This window comes from Clostridia bacterium (assembly GCA_026414765.1).
Classification (GTDB): Bacteria; Bacillota; Clostridia; order Acetivibrionales; family DSM-27016; genus SKW86.
Genome location: JAOAIJ010000045.1, coordinates 1 through 15,334 on the forward strand (window position 1 = coordinate 1; position 15,334 = coordinate 15,334).

General features: G+C 38.0%; 13 protein-coding genes. 2 read left to right on the forward strand and 11 right to left on the reverse strand.

All coding sequences use genetic code 11. From position 1 onward, the window contains the following. Positions 1–384: 384 nt before the first annotated feature. From N3I35_17945 to N3I35_17955, 3 genes are read right to left on the reverse strand one after another with little or no spacing between them, the layout of a single operon-like run. The gene (locus tag N3I35_17945) at positions 385–1,083 is read right to left on the reverse strand and encodes a YggS family pyridoxal phosphate-dependent enzyme (GenBank protein MCX8131967.1); all 699 of its coding nucleotides are present in this window, start codon (positions 1,081–1,083) and stop codon (positions 385–387) included. Then, positions 1,080–2,348, reverse strand: a complete 1,269-nt coding sequence (locus N3I35_17950) for a hypothetical protein (protein ID MCX8131968.1) — start codon at positions 2,346–2,348, stop codon at positions 1,080–1,082. Before N3I35_17950 ends, N3I35_17945 begins: the two co-directional genes overlap by 4 nt. Before the next feature lie 24 nt (positions 2,349–2,372). Further along, a complete protein-coding gene (locus tag N3I35_17955; GenBank protein MCX8131969.1) occupies positions 2,373–3,665 on the reverse strand; it encodes a methionine gamma-lyase family protein in 1,293 nt (430 codons plus the stop codon). 192 nt (positions 3,666–3,857) lie between these two features. Between N3I35_17955 and N3I35_17960 the strand changes: the two genes are divergently transcribed. Both N3I35_17960 and N3I35_17965 read left to right on the forward strand, forming a co-directional pair. Then, positions 3,858–4,787, forward strand: a complete 930-nt coding sequence (locus N3I35_17960; protein ID MCX8131970.1) for an RluA family pseudouridine synthase — start codon at positions 3,858–3,860, stop codon at positions 4,785–4,787. A 169-nt stretch (positions 4,788–4,956) separates the two neighbouring features. Continuing rightward, complete coding sequence (locus N3I35_17965) at positions 4,957–5,535, forward strand: MerR family transcriptional regulator (GenBank protein ID MCX8131971.1); 579 nt, start codon at positions 4,957–4,959, stop codon at positions 5,533–5,535. Between the two features lie 31 nt (positions 5,536–5,566). On the opposite strand, the gene spo0A is transcribed toward N3I35_17965, so the two are convergent. The 8 genes from spo0A to N3I35_18005 form a co-directional block, all read right to left on the reverse strand. After that, on the reverse strand, positions 5,567–6,370 hold the full coding sequence (gene spo0A / locus N3I35_17970; protein ID MCX8131972.1) for a sporulation transcription factor Spo0A: 804 nt from the start codon (positions 6,368–6,370) through the stop codon (positions 5,567–5,569). A gap of 165 nt (positions 6,371–6,535) precedes the next feature. Further along, the gene (spoIVB, locus tag N3I35_17975) at positions 6,536–7,885 is read right to left on the reverse strand and encodes a SpoIVB peptidase (protein ID MCX8131973.1); all 1,350 of its coding nucleotides are present in this window, start codon (positions 7,883–7,885) and stop codon (positions 6,536–6,538) included. Between the two features lie 140 nt (positions 7,886–8,025). Beyond that, on the reverse strand, positions 8,026–9,744 hold the full coding sequence (gene recN, locus N3I35_17980) for a DNA repair protein RecN (protein MCX8131974.1): 1,719 nt from the start codon (positions 9,742–9,744) through the stop codon (positions 8,026–8,028). A gap of 47 nt (positions 9,745–9,791) precedes the next feature. Beyond that, on the reverse strand, positions 9,792–10,241 hold the full coding sequence (locus tag N3I35_17985) for an arginine repressor (protein MCX8131975.1): 450 nt from the start codon (positions 10,239–10,241) through the stop codon (positions 9,792–9,794). Continuing rightward, positions 10,231–11,112, reverse strand: a complete 882-nt coding sequence (locus N3I35_17990) for an NAD(+)/NADH kinase (protein ID MCX8131976.1) — start codon at positions 11,110–11,112, stop codon at positions 10,231–10,233. The genes N3I35_17985 and N3I35_17990 overlap by 11 nt, the downstream gene beginning before the upstream one ends. 207 nt (positions 11,113–11,319) lie before the next feature. After that, a complete protein-coding gene (locus N3I35_17995; GenBank protein MCX8131977.1) occupies positions 11,320–12,126 on the reverse strand; it encodes a TlyA family RNA methyltransferase in 807 nt (268 codons plus the stop codon). A 21-nt stretch (positions 12,127–12,147) separates the two neighbouring features. After that, on the reverse strand, positions 12,148–14,064 hold the full coding sequence (dxs, locus tag N3I35_18000; GenBank protein ID MCX8131978.1) for a 1-deoxy-D-xylulose-5-phosphate synthase: 1,917 nt from the start codon (positions 14,062–14,064) through the stop codon (positions 12,148–12,150). A 22-nt stretch (positions 14,065–14,086) separates the two neighbouring features. Beyond that, positions 14,087–14,731 carry an Mg2+ and Co2+ transporter CorB gene (locus tag N3I35_18005; protein ID MCX8131979.1) on the reverse strand — a complete coding sequence of 215 codons (645 nt, stop codon included), beginning with the start codon at positions 14,729–14,731 and terminating at the stop codon, positions 14,087–14,089. Positions 14,732–15,334: the final 603 nt, after the last annotated feature.

A 15,334-nucleotide genomic window follows, 5' to 3' on the forward strand; every position in this document is an offset into this window, starting at 1 on the left:
TGGTGGCGGCTTTTTTTGAGGACGAGTGAAGGAATTGAGGTTGTACAGGCTCTTCCTTGGCTACCTCATGCTCCTCTGCACCTTCCTCATCTTCAGGCACTTCCCAGTTGACAAAATTCAAGACTTTGTTAAATAACTTTCCCATTGCGTATTCCCCCTGTTTCTCTTTGGTAGTTCTTTTTGCTTACTGTCTACTTCTTTGGTAACACCCTTTTGAAATATTTAGGGCAGCACCCCTGCAATATTTCGGGTAACACCCCTGTAATATTTATTGAACATATTACATATCAATTATATTAAGTTGTCATAATTAACGAAATAGTCCGTTAGTAGCTAAAAGGCTCAAAAGTCTGGGTCTGGCATCCCATATATGAGTTTAGCGCATCAGAAATTGCGTTTCCCAAATATCGCCGTGCCGACCCTCACCATGTTGGAACCCTCCTCTATGGCTATCTCGTAATCATTGCTCATTCCCATTGACAGGAAATCCATATGTATATTATCAATATTTTCCTTCTTTATGTCAATAAATATTTTTTTCAGTCCTTTAAAGACATATCTCACTTCCTCAGGGTTTTCTACAAAGGGAGCTATTGTCATCAGACCTCTTACCCTCAAATTTTCAAATTTGCTCAGCTTTCTGACCAGATCAATCGTATGCTCCGGAGGAATGCCGAACTTGGATTCTTCACCCGATACATTTACCTGTATGAGTATATCCATTATCCTACCTGCTTTTCTCGCTCTTATATCAATTTCACGTCCAAGCTCTATCCTGTCAACGGAATGTATCAAGGAAACTTTATCTATGATATACTTCACTTTATTTGTTTGAAGATGTCCGATCAGATGCCAGCTAAATTCCTTATTTAGTATATCGTGCTTTTCACACAATTCCTGAACCCTGTTTTCACCTAGATTTTTCAAACCGCTATCTAATGCTTTAGTGATTCTATCAGGCTCTACTGTCTTACTTACGGCAATAATTTCTATATCATCCAGAGTCCTTCCGCTTTTTTTCGCAGCATTCTCTACATTCCTCTTTATTTCTTTGATATTATCGCTAATGAAATCAAAACTCATTTGTTTATCATCTGCCCCTCCTGGATATTTCCCGGTCTTACTACATATATGTCATATAGCCCGATACTGTTTTTATCTTTCTCATCAACGTTTGCTATTATCGCAAACTCTTCATCCGTTCCCTTTATAGTAACATCCCTGACTGATGCATAATTTGATTTATTAATGACGATTTTAGCTTTCATATTTTTCATGTCTACATCCCTCAAGCTGCTCACTGGCACCCTATAACCCTTATAGTGCCTAAGTATAATATCTGTGTTTATCTTTCTGAGTCTGGATGTTTCACTTACACCTTTATCAATTCTGATTGCAAATATATACCTGTTTTGTATTTCTGTTGATTTGTAAGTTACTAATCCATTTACGGTCTTGCTTACTTCATTCAGCCTGACATCAATGGTGTCGCCTGTTTTTAGCCTGTCTGCCTTACTCTTCCCCAGAGCAACTACCAGATAACAGTCCAAATCCTTGATCACTTTTGCAAATGGCTTTCCCGATTCTACACTAATGCTTCCGGTAAACTCAAAAAATTTGTTTTCTTTTATATTCCCCAGAAATTCAGGCTTAATATCCTTTATGGAATCCGGTCTTAACATATTTTCATACCCGTCAATAACGTATGAAATTATTCCTGAGTTTTTTGAAACAATTTTTCTGGTATTCATCCTTATTTGCATTTGTATATTCTCTTTTTGCTGTTTCAAGGATTTTATATAAGTATCTGCACTTCCAGTATCTCCTGCTATCGTAGCCTTTTTTTGTATCAACCCATCTATGTCTTCCTTTAGCTGCCGGATTTTCAAAAGGTTGTTTCGGTTTCCTTCATATACAACAAGCTTCACCTTTTCTTCTATTTCATTTTCAAGCTTGGCGATATCTTCAGAGAAGATATCTAAATTTTTACTTTTTCCCCTCTGTGCTTTTATAATTTCCAATTCCTTGCTCTTTAATGCTTCTAAAATATCATCACTATCTTTTTTTAAAACTGTTGCAATATTTGAAAATGCAGGTACTTTTTCACCTTCTCCGATTTCCGGAATACAGTTTCCTTCAAAAGGAGACTCCAGCACTTCCTCATTTCTGACTATAAAAGCTTCTGTATTTATTGAATCCTCCAGTTCTCCTATACGCACTATATCAGTAACTATACTGTCACCATATGCCCAGTTTATCACTGATGGTATATATAGCAGTAAAAAAATAATTATCAGAAAACTTCCAGCTTTTATCTTCGTCATTTTTCCTTCGTTTTTCTCTTCCATTTGAACACCTCAATATAAAGGAAATTAAAACTTTATTATTCCCTTATCATTCATCATCTGTAAAGCGATCATTACTCCTAACCTTACATGTTCATAAACAAGACCACCCTGCATATAAGCTATATAAGGAGGCTTAATAGGAGCATCAGCACTCAGCTCAATTGATGAACCTTGTACAAAAGCGCCTGCCGCCATTATTACAGGGCAATCATAGCCCGGCATATCCCACGGCTGAGGTGTTACATATGCATCTACCGGCGAACCTTTCTGAATACCCTGACAAAATGCAATTAAGCTATCAGGATTATTAAATTTGATTGCCTGTATAATGTCTCCCCTCTTGTCTGTATATGCCGGAGATGTTTCATAACCAACCTTTGCCATTAATGCTGCACAAAAAACAGCACCTTTCATACTCTCGGCAACTACATGTGGTGCCATAAACAGTCCCTGGAAAAGAAGTCTGTTATGTCCCAAAGTAGACCCTACTTTTTTTCCCAAGCCGGGTGTAGTGAGCCTGTATGCGGCTTTTCTTACACAGCTCTCTCTTCCCGCAACATAGCCGCCTGTCGGAGCCAACCCTCCTCCGGCATTCTTAATCAGCGAGCCTGCAATCAAATCAGCTCCTACCTCCGTAGGTTCCATGTCCTCGGAAAACTCGCCGTAACAGTTGTCAACCAATACTATAACATCATTTTTTATACTTTTTACAAACTCTATTGCCCTGGCAATTTCTGAAATTACCAGTGAAGGTCTCCATCCATAGCCTCTTGAACGTTGTATAAGAATAAGCTTAGTTCTTTCATTTATAGCTTCTTTTATTGCTTTGTAGTCCAGACTTCCATCCGCAAGCAGCTCAACCTGGTTATAAAATATTCCGAATTCCTTAAGTGAGCCTGCTCCCTCACCCCTTATGCCGATTACTTCTTCCAGTGTATCATAGGGTTTTCCGGTAATGGACAAAAGCTCTTCACCAGGCCTTAGATTTCCATACATACATATTGCTAATGCCTGTGTGCCCGAAACTATCTGGTGTCTTACCATTGCATCTTCTGCTTTAAAAACATCTGCAAAAACAGCATCAAGTACGTCCCTTCCTCTGTCATCATATCCATAGCCGGTGGTTCCGGAGAAATGAGAATCGCTCAAAGAGTTATTCTGCATCGCTTTGATTACTTTTACCTGGTTTATTCCCTTTACAAAATCTATTTCTCTAATAACTTCTTCTATTTCTTTTTCCACCTGACTAGAAATATTTACAATGCTTTCAGATATTCCAAATTCGTTCTTAAGGTAATTCTGCAGCCTAAAATTCATTAATTAGTCCTCGCTTTGCATATTTGCTCAACATAGTCATGTATATTATATTTTATACAACTGTCAGTCTTATTTCAATAACACATGCTAATAAATCAGCTTTTTACCTTGATTTTTTCAGATCTATATTATACCATTTAAGATAAATTAACATGGAAATATGCAATAGAATCAGCAGAACAGGTGATAGCTTTGATATTGAAATATATAGTAAATCAGGATTCGTCAGGGAAAAATATTAAATACATTTTGAAAAACAAGCTGAATTTGTCCGAAAGACTGGTAAAAAAATTGAAATACAGCAGAAAAATTCTGTGTAATAATATCCCTGTTTATGTAAACGCAATAGTCAATAACGGAGATATTGTGGAAGCACACGTAGACTTTACGGAAGAAGTCAGTGATATAATCCCTGAAAATATACAAATCAGCATTATTTACGAGGATGATTATCTTATTGCACTAAATAAGCAGCCAAATATAGTAGTTCATCCAACTTTCAGTCATCCCTCGGGTACCATAGCAAACGCAATAATGCATTACCTGAATTCTAAGAATATTTTTAGGAAAATCCGTCCTGTAAGCCGTCTTGACAGAGATACTTCAGGCGTAATAATTTTTGCCAAAAATGAGTTCATACAGGAAGCAATGATCCGTCAAATGACCAGCAAAGAGTTTCATAAGGAATATATAGGTATAGTATACGGAACTGTAAACCAGAGTCAGGGCACAATAGATTTACCGATCGACAGAAAACCTGGAAGTATTATGTTGAGACATATCTCTCCTACAGGTGATCGCGCGGTCACCCATTACAGAGTTGTAGAGTATCTTAAAGAAGCAACATTCTTAAAATTCTTACTTGAGACGGGAAGAACACATCAGATCAGAGTACATTGTCAGGCCATAGGACACCCTTTGATAGGCGATACTCTTTACCCTCTTGATAATGAACAGCACTGCATCGCAAATCCTCAATTCAAGTCTGATTCCTACATTGGCCGTCAGGCTCTTCATTCGCAAAGAGTAAGGTTTATTCACCCATTCCTTAAAACTGAAATAATACTAGAAGCACCAATACCTGATGATATTCAAAGGTTATTGGAAATATTAAGAAAATAACTCCGTTTTATTTACAGTTATTTACATCAATGGTAATATGTATATATCGCAAACTAAACAGCTTTGGCCTGAGGTCAAAGCTGTTTTAGACAGAAATTATTCTAAAAACATAGTTTATTCTGTCTTTTCTTTATAAAGCTGTTTCAGCCGAAATCTGGGGGGAAATACTGTGGAAATAATGAAAGACCGCTACACTATAACAGAACTCAGTGAGCGACTGCAAATAACAGATCACGCTTTGAGGTATTATGAAAAGGAATTTAATCTCAAAATTCCTAAAGATGACAGAGGAAGGCGGTTCTATACTACCGAAATGGCCAACCTTATGTATCAGATTAAGAAAATGAGGGACGACGGGCTGGAAATAAAAGCTATCAAGAAAATTCTTGAAGCAGAAAATATTATCAATGAACCTCCACCAGTGGTTCTTGATGACGGTTCAATGACATTAATGACAGTCGAACAATGTAATCCAACATCTGACTTCAAGCAATTCTTTGAGGAATTCAAAGAACAGCTAGCAAATAAATTTACTGTCGAAGTCAGCACGACCAGGGAGATCATAACGAAGGAAATCAACAAAACCAAGCTGGAATTAGGTGCATGTGTAGAAAACAGCGTAAGGAAGCTGGAAAACAAAATGGAAAAACATTTTGCTGAAGTAGACCGTTCTTTAAGTAACTGGAGAGAAAAAAGCAAAAAGAGTATCTTTAAGAAATTAATTAATAAAATAGGCATAAAAAAATGAACCTCCAAAAGAGGTTCATTTTTTATGCTCATCAGCTTACTTTTAATTCAAGCCTTAATTTATCGGCTACCATCGCTATAAATTCGGAATTAGTAGGTTTTCCCTTCCCTATGCTGACTGTATATCCAAAAAGAGCATCTATCGTATCTACCTGTCCTCTACTCCATGCAACTTCTATAGCATGTCTTATAGCTCTTTCAACTCTACTTGGTGTTGTATTGTACTCCTTGGCTATGGAAGGATACAACTGCTTTGTTATAGAATTTATTATGTCCAAATCTTTTACAACCATCATAATAGCATCCCTAAGATATTGATATCCCTTAATATGAGCAGGTACTCCTATCTCATGCATTATGCTGGTAACTTCTACTTCAAGATTCCTGGTGGGAGACACATGATGGGCTGATCTGGTATCATGTATGTGTTCAGGCCTGATAACTACAGCCTGATTTATATCTTTCAGTTGTCTGATTCTTGATACGAGGATATCCATATCAAAAGGTTTTACTACATAATATTCAGCGCCTAAAGCTAAAGCTCTCTGGGTTATCTTATCCTGTCCTACCGCAGAAAGGATTATAAAAAGAGGTCTCTTTGCCATGGGAGTTGAATTGACTTTTTCCAGAACTCCTAAGCCGTCAAGATGTGGCATAATTATATCTAAGACAGCTATATCCGGCATTTTTGTGGTTATTAGGTCAAAAGCTTCCAAACCATCCCTTGCCACACCAACTACCTCGATATCGTTCTGGTTATTCAGATATTCACATAGAATATCTCCAAATTCCCTGTTGTCATCTGCAATGACTACCTGTATTTTCTTTGCTAACAAAATTAACTCCCCCTTAACTTTTGTAACTCATTTATTATACTGTCTCTTATATATATTTCTGAGACTCTACGTAACTATTATATTTTCCTTTCGACAAAATTTCAAGACAAATTTGCTAAATTTTAGAAATTTATAATGTTATTAACATTTACACGCCGTTTATGTTTAACTTACTCTTTTTATTTCCCCACTCTGTTGAATTTGTATGTTTTTTATCATTCTTTCAATGAAAATTCCGTACCCTCTTGTTGGGTCATTAACCAGGACATGTGTCACAGCACCCACTATTTTTCCGTCCTGAATTATCGGACTTCCCGACATCCCTTGAACTATGCCTCCCGTAGCATCAATAAGTCTCTTGTCTGTTACTTTTATTATCATACCCTTGGAGCCTTCGGAATTCTGCCTTGAAACCTTCAGAATTTCTATGCTGTATTCATCAACCTTTTTACCGCTTATATTAGAAAAAATCATTGCGGGACCTTCCCTTATCTGCGATCTAATGCCTATAGGATAGAGTCTGCGGCTTATCCTGTCCAGGGATTCCTCATTGAACTTGCCATAGATTCCATACTCACTGTTGTCATTAATTACTCCAAGAGTGTTTTTGTCTTCTATAAAAACTCCACGCAATTCCCCGGGGTTTCCGGATTTTCCTTTCCTAACCGCCAAAATCCTTGATTCCAGGATTTCTCCAGACCTTATCGGCATAAGAGTGCCGGTATCTATATCCGTTATTCCATGCCCAAGGGCACCAAAAGAGTTTGTTTCCGGGTCATAAAATGTTAGAGTCCCGATCCCTGCCGTACTTTCCCTTACCCACAGACCAATATGGTATTTTTTATCATCAACGGATTTGACAGGGGTGATTAACACATCTTCATAAATATCTCCTCTTCTAAATTTCACCTTTACCTTATTGCCCTGGCTTTTATCTATTTCCCTAACCAAATCATCTATGCATGTTACATTGGCATCATTTACAGCTGTAATCAGGTCTCCGGTTTTTATTCCGCTCTGTCTCACCGGCAGCACCCTTTTTCCATCCTCTGTCTCAACATCTGAAATACCTATTACAAGAATACCGTTTATTTTTAGTTTCACTCCTACAGTATTTCCACAAGCAACAATCCTCTTATTCGGTACTACATCCACCTTTATAGTTCTTAGGGGAATAAGTCCGAAAACTCTCATACTCAGACTTACAGTCCCATTTTTTTGCGGCTTCAGCATTAAAGGATTGGACAGTCTGAAGTAACTGCCGCTTTTTCCTACTTCTCCGTTATTCAGTTTGACAACACCTAGCTTATCCGCCTTCACACTTACTAAAAAGGGGCTTTTAAAGTCATATACATATTCTTCTCCCTCGAGAAGAGTTACTTCTCCAGGTACCACAAAAACTGTCCTTAAGTAACTTACAAACATAACGAGAAAACAAACTATAAGAAAGACAACCAATTTACGTTTAAAAAACTTTTTAGAATTAAAACGGTCTGCGATATCCTTTAAGTTCATTTCCATACACTCCTTGCTGTCTGTATAGATTAGTGCAAGTTTAAGTTAACCTTTCGATAAATTATTTATTCAAGCAAATAAAAGCAGAAAAAACAAAAATCCGCTTTTTCAGCGGATCTTTGTTTTTTCTGCTTTTATTTTTAGATTTGTTTAAACTTTTGAGCGTTTTCAAGCATTTCTTCAGCATGCTTCAATGTGATATCTGAAATACTCGCTCCTCCCAGGATTCGAGCTATCTCCTTTTTCAGGGCATTGTCTTCTATCCTGGTTACCAGAGTCTTTGTACTCTCTTCCTCAGAAACTTTCTCTATGAGGTAGTTTTCATCTGCCATACAGGCAATCTGAGCCAAGTGGGTAACGCAGACAACCTGATGGTTACCGGAAATCATAGAAAGTTTTTCTCCTACTTTCTGGGCAGCTCTTCCACTTATACCGATATCTATTTCATCAAATATCAATGTAGGCATTTTGTCTACATTTGCAAGTATAGTTTTAATACCCAGCATTATACGGGACATTTCGCCGCCTGATGCGATTTTTGCAAGGGGTTTCAGAGGTTCACCTGCATTAGGTGAAATCAGGAATTCCACTTTATCCAATCCATTACCCTGAAATCTTCTGCATCCGTCCTCATCACAGGTACTGTCAAAATCTATACTGACTTTAAACTGGGCTCTTTTCATCTCCAGATCATTTAGCTCATTACTTATTTTTTCCTCTATAATGCATGCAGACCTTTTCCTCTCCTCATGCAGTCTGCCTGCTATGTCGAACAAGCTGTCAGAAGTCATTCTCAGCTGTTTGTGGAGTTCAGCAATCAATTCCTCGCTCCGTACAATTTCATCCAGCTCAATGCTTATCTTTTTATAATATTCTATAATATCTTCTATTTTTGCTCCATATTTTCTTTTTAGTTTATAAATAAGATCAATTCTTTCGTCTATCTGTTCCAAAAGTTCAGGGTTATACTCAACATTATCGCGTTCTTTTCTTACTTCCTCTATTATATCCTCAAGCTGGTAGGATATATCTTCCAGCTTTACAGACAGGGCATCATACTTCTCATCCAGTTTAGATATACCTCCCAATTCCGCGACAGCCTCACCTATAGAATCCGATGCAGCATTTTTTGAGCTGCTTCCCCCGAATAGCAGATCATAGACCGAAGACAGGGCACTTACTATCCTTTCAGAGTTTGAAAGCAAAATACGCTGCCTGTTCAATTCCTCATCCTCGCCTGTTTTCAGCTTTGCTTTCTTTATCTCATCTATCTGGAATTTCAGAAGATCAATCTTTCTTTCACGCTCACCTGTATTTCCAGTAAGTTCTTTAAGCTTACTTCGTATATTCCTAAACTGAGTTAACACTTTAAGATAATCCTGTTTTAAAGAAAATATCTTTTCTCCTCCAAAAGAGTCCAGAAGTTCTATATGACTCTCTGTCCTCAACAGGGATTGATTATCATGCTGTCCGTGAATATCGATTATTCTTTCGCCAAATTCTCTCAGCATTGAAACAGTAGCCATCTTACCGTTTACTCTGCAGATATTCTTACCGGAAATACTGAACTCTCTCGATATGATCAATACCCCATCTTCTTCAGGCTCAATTCCGTAATTCTCATAAAGGTCGCCCAACCTCTCATAACTGATATGGAATACCGCCTCTACAGTTGCCTTTTCCTTACCGCTGCGGATCAGTTCCTTAGAAACCCTGCCCCCAAGAATCGCATTTATTGAATCGATAATAATGGATTTGCCGGCTCCGGTTTCACCTGTAAGTACATTTAAGCCCTTTCCCAGTTCAATATTTATATTATCTATCAAAGCAATATTATGTATATCCAACTGAACTAACATGTAACTCCCGCCCCCAATTCCATTTCCGAAAGGTCATACTGAAAGTTTTACCTAACCATTTTACTGAATTTATTCACAAGCTCTTCTGCAATTTTCTCTGCTCTGCACACTATCATAATAGTGTCATCACCTGCAATAGTACCTACTATTTCCGGTTGTTTCAATGAATCAATTGCTGCTGCTGCAGCTGATGCCATACCCGGAAGGGTCTTGATTATTACTATATTGTTTGCATAGTCACTGGACACATAGCATTCAGAAAAAATTGTCATCAGCCTATTTGTGATAATATTTTCTGTTTTTGATAAAGGAGCATACTTGTATCTTCCATCCTCAGTCATCACTTTAATCAGGCGAAGCTCCTTGATATCCCTGGAAACTGTAGCTTGTGTGACATCCATCCCAATATCCTTAAGCTTCTCCGCAAGTTCTTCCTGAGTTTCGATCACATTCTTTTCAATGATCTCCAAAATTTTTGTATGTCTACTATACTTCATCTTTTCTTAAACTCTCTCCCCTATCAAATATTTTTGTCCGTAATACATGAAAGAAATTCCTTGATTTTACACTGATCAGTTTTATTGTATATGGAGCTTTTTTGATCTCAATAACATAACTGCCTCTTATCTCATAACCCTTTTGTCCATCTACTGTTACGGCAGCTTCATGGCAGTAGTCTTCATTGACGACCACTTTAACAACACCACTGCCCGTAGTCACATAAGATCTTGTATATAAAATATGAGGACATATGGGATTTACTATTATCATTTCAACATCAGGCTCTACAATAGGTCCTCCTGCTGCCAGCGAATAGGCAGTAGAACCTGTAGGGCTGGAAATAATTAGTCCGTCACCCGGAAAAGTGTCTACAAAAGCATTATTGACATATGTTTTCAAGTGTAGTATCCTGGCCAAAACCCCTCTTGCTATTACCACGTCATTCAGTGCATAATCCCTGGCTATAAACTTTGTACCATCGGATATTGTTGCTTCAAGCATCATTCTTTCTTCTATTTCATATTTATCCTGCATTATATTTTCTACTGCCAGTCGGATTTCACTTTTTTCAACTTCAGTCAAAAATCCCAAATTACCAAGATTAATGCCCAGCATAGGAATATTTCTATCATAAATCTTTCTTGCTGCCTTTAAAAAAGTGCCGTCTCCACCGAGGCATACAACTATATCCGAAGCATACAATGCTTCAGTTTCATCAGCATATCCGCCATTTATTCCAAGCTCTTCTGCAATATCCGATACTATCTTGATATTGCCTCCCATCTCAAGTATGCTTTCAACGAGTATTTTTGTATATTTCAAATTCTGATCCTTTTCCCTGTTAGTAACTACACCAATTGATTTCATCTTTTACCTCTGACATTCTTAACACACCTGTGTGCGTAATCGGTTATAGATATGGATTATGTGTTTGCACTGTTCGCACAGACGGTCGTATAGTTTACTCCATAACCGTTTTTTTGTGCTTATGTCCTGACAGTGAAATTCAAACAACATACATAAGTATTATATAAGATAAACAAAAAAAGTACAAATTTTTGTACTTTTGATATATCACAAACTGGAATGTGCAGCTTCTACAACTCCGGACATCAAACTATCCATATCATTAACCTGTACTGCCTGCTCCGATTTCGACATGTAAACAAGATATTCAATGTTTCCCTCTGGCCCTTTTATTGGTGAATATGTCAATCCCAGTATTTTAAAGCCGTGCTCCACAACAAAATCTGTTATGCCTTTTATTACTTCCAGATGTGTTACAGCCTCTCTTACAACACCATGTTTTCCCACCTTTTCTCTGCCGGCCTCAAACTGAGGTTTTATCAGACATAAAAACTCTCCGTTTTCTTTCAAAAGCTCTCTTGCAGGTGGAATAACTTTCTTTAGAGAAATAAAGGATACGTCAACTGAAGCAAAATCAGCCAATTGTCCCAATTGATCGGGCTTCACATATCTTATGTTTGTCCTCTCCATGCATACTACACGCTCATCATTGCGCAATTCCCATGCAAGCTGCCCATACCCAACATCTATTGCAAAAACCCTCACAGCCCCGTTTTTAAGCATACAGTCCGTAAATCCACCTGTTGATGCACCAATATCTATTGAAACTTTTCCCGTCAAATCTATATTGAATTCCTTTATGGCCTTATCAAGCTTCAATCCACCCCTGCTTACATACGGATTGACGTTTTCTTTTATATCTATATCACAATCTTCAGCATACTTTGTTCCGGGTTTGTCCTCCCGTATCTTGTTAACTGATACAATACCAGCCATAATAGCACTCCTGGCCTTTTCTCTGCTTGAAAAAAATCCTCTTTTTACAAGTATTATATCTAGTCTTTCCTTTTCCAAATTCTTTCCTCCACTTTTCAATTAACAATTATTATTAACATTGCTTCCCCAAAGTTTAACAATTTCATCTGCCAGTGATTCCGGGTCAAGTTTGAATTTTTTTAGCAGGCTGCTCTTTGAACCGTGAATAATCGGAATATCAGGATATCCGAATATTTTGGTTTTGATATTTATCCCCCTTTGGTTAAGCATCTCCAGCACATTGCTTCCAAAACCACCAATTACCGTATTATCTTCAATAATAACCATTCTTTTAGTCTTTACAGCTGAATCGATAATAAGTTTACTATCCAAAGGTTTTACAAATCTTGCATTTATCACATCTGAAGATATGCCCAGTTTCTGAAGCATAAAAGCAACTTTAGAAGCAGTTTCCACCATATTACCTATACCTATAACGGTAATATCATTACCATCTCTTATTTTAACCCCTTTACCTGCTTTTATTGGTTCAGTATTGAAAAGAGTTTCTTGTCCTTTTCCTCTCGGGTATCTTATAGCAACAGGTCCGCAGTGTTGTGATACTGCGTATTCAAGCATAAGTCTGAATTCACTGTAATCACAAGGCGCCAGGATAGTCATATTCGGAATATGACTTAAAAAAGACAGATCATATAAGCCCTGGTGAGTTTCTCCGTCCTCTCCGACTATACCGGCTCTATCGATAGCAAAAACTACATGCAGATTCTGAAGTGCCACATCATGCAATATCTGATCATAAGCTCTCTGCAAAAATGAAGAATAAATTGCAACGACCGGTTTAAGTCCGCTTATAGCCAAACCGGCAGCAAAAGTTACTGCATGCTGTTCAGCTATACCCACATCAAAGAATCTGTTATGAAATTTTTTTGAAAACTCATCCAAACCGGTCCCCTGCGTCATAGCTGCTGTTATTGCAGCTATCCCTTTGTCTTCTTCAGCCAATTCTACAAGTTTCTTCCCAAAAACATCCGAATATCCAGGCCCGCCGCTGGACAGCACTTCACCGGTTTCTATTTCAAAGGGCGCTATGCCATGAAAGTGATGAGGATTTTTTTCCGCGAACTCATATCCTTTTCCTTTTTGAGTACAAATATGGATAAATACCGGACCTTTTATCATTTTTGCCCGTGAAAAAACCTTAATGAGTTCAGTAATATTATGACCGTCAATCGGTCCCAGATATTTAAACCCGAGCTCTTCAAAAATTATTCCGGGCATAAGCATGTATTTTATAGTACCTTTTGCCCTGTTTAGTGCTTTTGCAGCACTCTTACCTATTGCAGGTATTTTATTAAGAATTATGTCTATATCTTCCTTTACCTTGAAGTAAAAGGGTTCTGTCCTTATTCTGCTTAAGTATCTAGACATACCACCTACATTTTTAGAAATGGACATCTCATTATCGTTTAAAATAACAATAAGATTATTTGGAGATCTTCCAGCATCATTTAGTGCTTCAAAAGCCATACCTCCCGTAAGTGCCCCATCTCCAATTACTGCAATAACCGAGTAATCGTCCTTCTTTATGTCTCTTGCCTTCGCCATACCGAGTGCTGCTGATATTGACGTACTGCTATGCCCTGTATTAAAACAGTCATGATTACTTTCCATTGATTTTGGAAAGCCCGATATACCGTCCATCTGTCTCAATGTATCAAATCTGTCTTTTCTGCCTGTGATAATCTTATGGACATAAGACTGGTGTCCTACATCCCAAATCACTTTGTCCGAAGAAGTGTCAAAAATCTTATGTAATGCTATTGTCATCTCAACAATCCCTAAATTGGACGCAAGATGTCCACCGGTCTTTGAAACCTTGTCCACCAAAAAATCTCTTATTTCTCCGGAAAGCTGCTCAAGCTGAGCTACGTCCATGTTTTTCACATCTTCAGGTAAGTTTATTTTTTCAAGCAATTTTTCTTCCTTACTTAGTTCCCTGCTCTTTTTTTGTCCCAATCAGCTTCATCCCACTTTCAAACTATTTGGCAACCTTTTTCCTTTTCTTTCTTTTCAAGAACTTGGGTAAATCTATTTTTAAAGATATAAGTTTTATTACCACTGCAACTTTGTATATTATATAGTTACTATTTGCTATAGCTATAGTCTTCCCGACGGCTTTTCCTCCAACAGTCAACGCAGCTACCAGCCCAGTTGTCACCAGACCTAACAGACTTGTCTCGGATGCATTGCCGTCTTTCAGCAGTCTTATTATTATATAAGTAGTTGCTGTTCCGCTGATTACACCGCTTATATCGCCTATTACGTCATTGCAGAAATTTGAAACCTTATCCGCATTTCTTATAAGCTTTATCGCCTGACGGGCACCATAGAGCTTCCTTGACGCCATTGCGTGAAAAGGGGCTTCATCTGCTGCTGTAACAGCTGTACCGATTATATCAAAAATAATATTAAATATAATGATAAACAGTACCACACCAAAGGCTGCAACAATATGAGCATCTCCGAGTATTTTATACGAAATGAATGTTATCAATATGGAAAAAATAAAGGATAGAACTGTTACCAGCAGACTCCAACCTCTATTTTCCCTTTGTGAATTTAAAATATTCAACCTGAATCTGACTTTCCTCTCATCGGCAGGATGCTTGTAATTATCATCCACTATGCAAAAAACCTCCATTTATATAAAAACCGGGTGGCAATATATTGAGTAAATTTTGCGGCTTAGGTCAGGCAGGATTTCCCCGGAACATACTGAAATGTCGCCAGATCAGTGGTTTCCCATTAAACATTCCGCCATTCAGTTACCACGAAATGGGGCCTGATTACCACTCAGTCCACACTGCAATCCCCAATATATCTCTTAGTAGAACAGTCTAGGAGTTTTCCTCTACAGACTGACTAATTCCTAGCCTCTTTTGCAAAGTTGGTTTCAAACAGCAATAATGTACTGATATCGGCCAATACCCATACATCCGATCCATTATCCACCAAATTCACTCAAGGCAGGCTACACTGTTCACAGCATCTTTCGAAACCGCCTAACAGGTTTAATCCCTTCTCGTGGTCGAGGTGGCAAAGGTTTATGATTTCTCATTCACCCATGGCTTTTCTTCCAAAAGTAAGGGTCTCCACGGTAGAGGGGTCAACGCCTGCATGCCATTGCAGATCGCCCCTAAACCTTAACTCCCAGCATCAGCCCACCACTGGGCGTAACAAGCCGACACAAGGAACTTCATCGATGTGCCCTTAAACGGATTTTTAG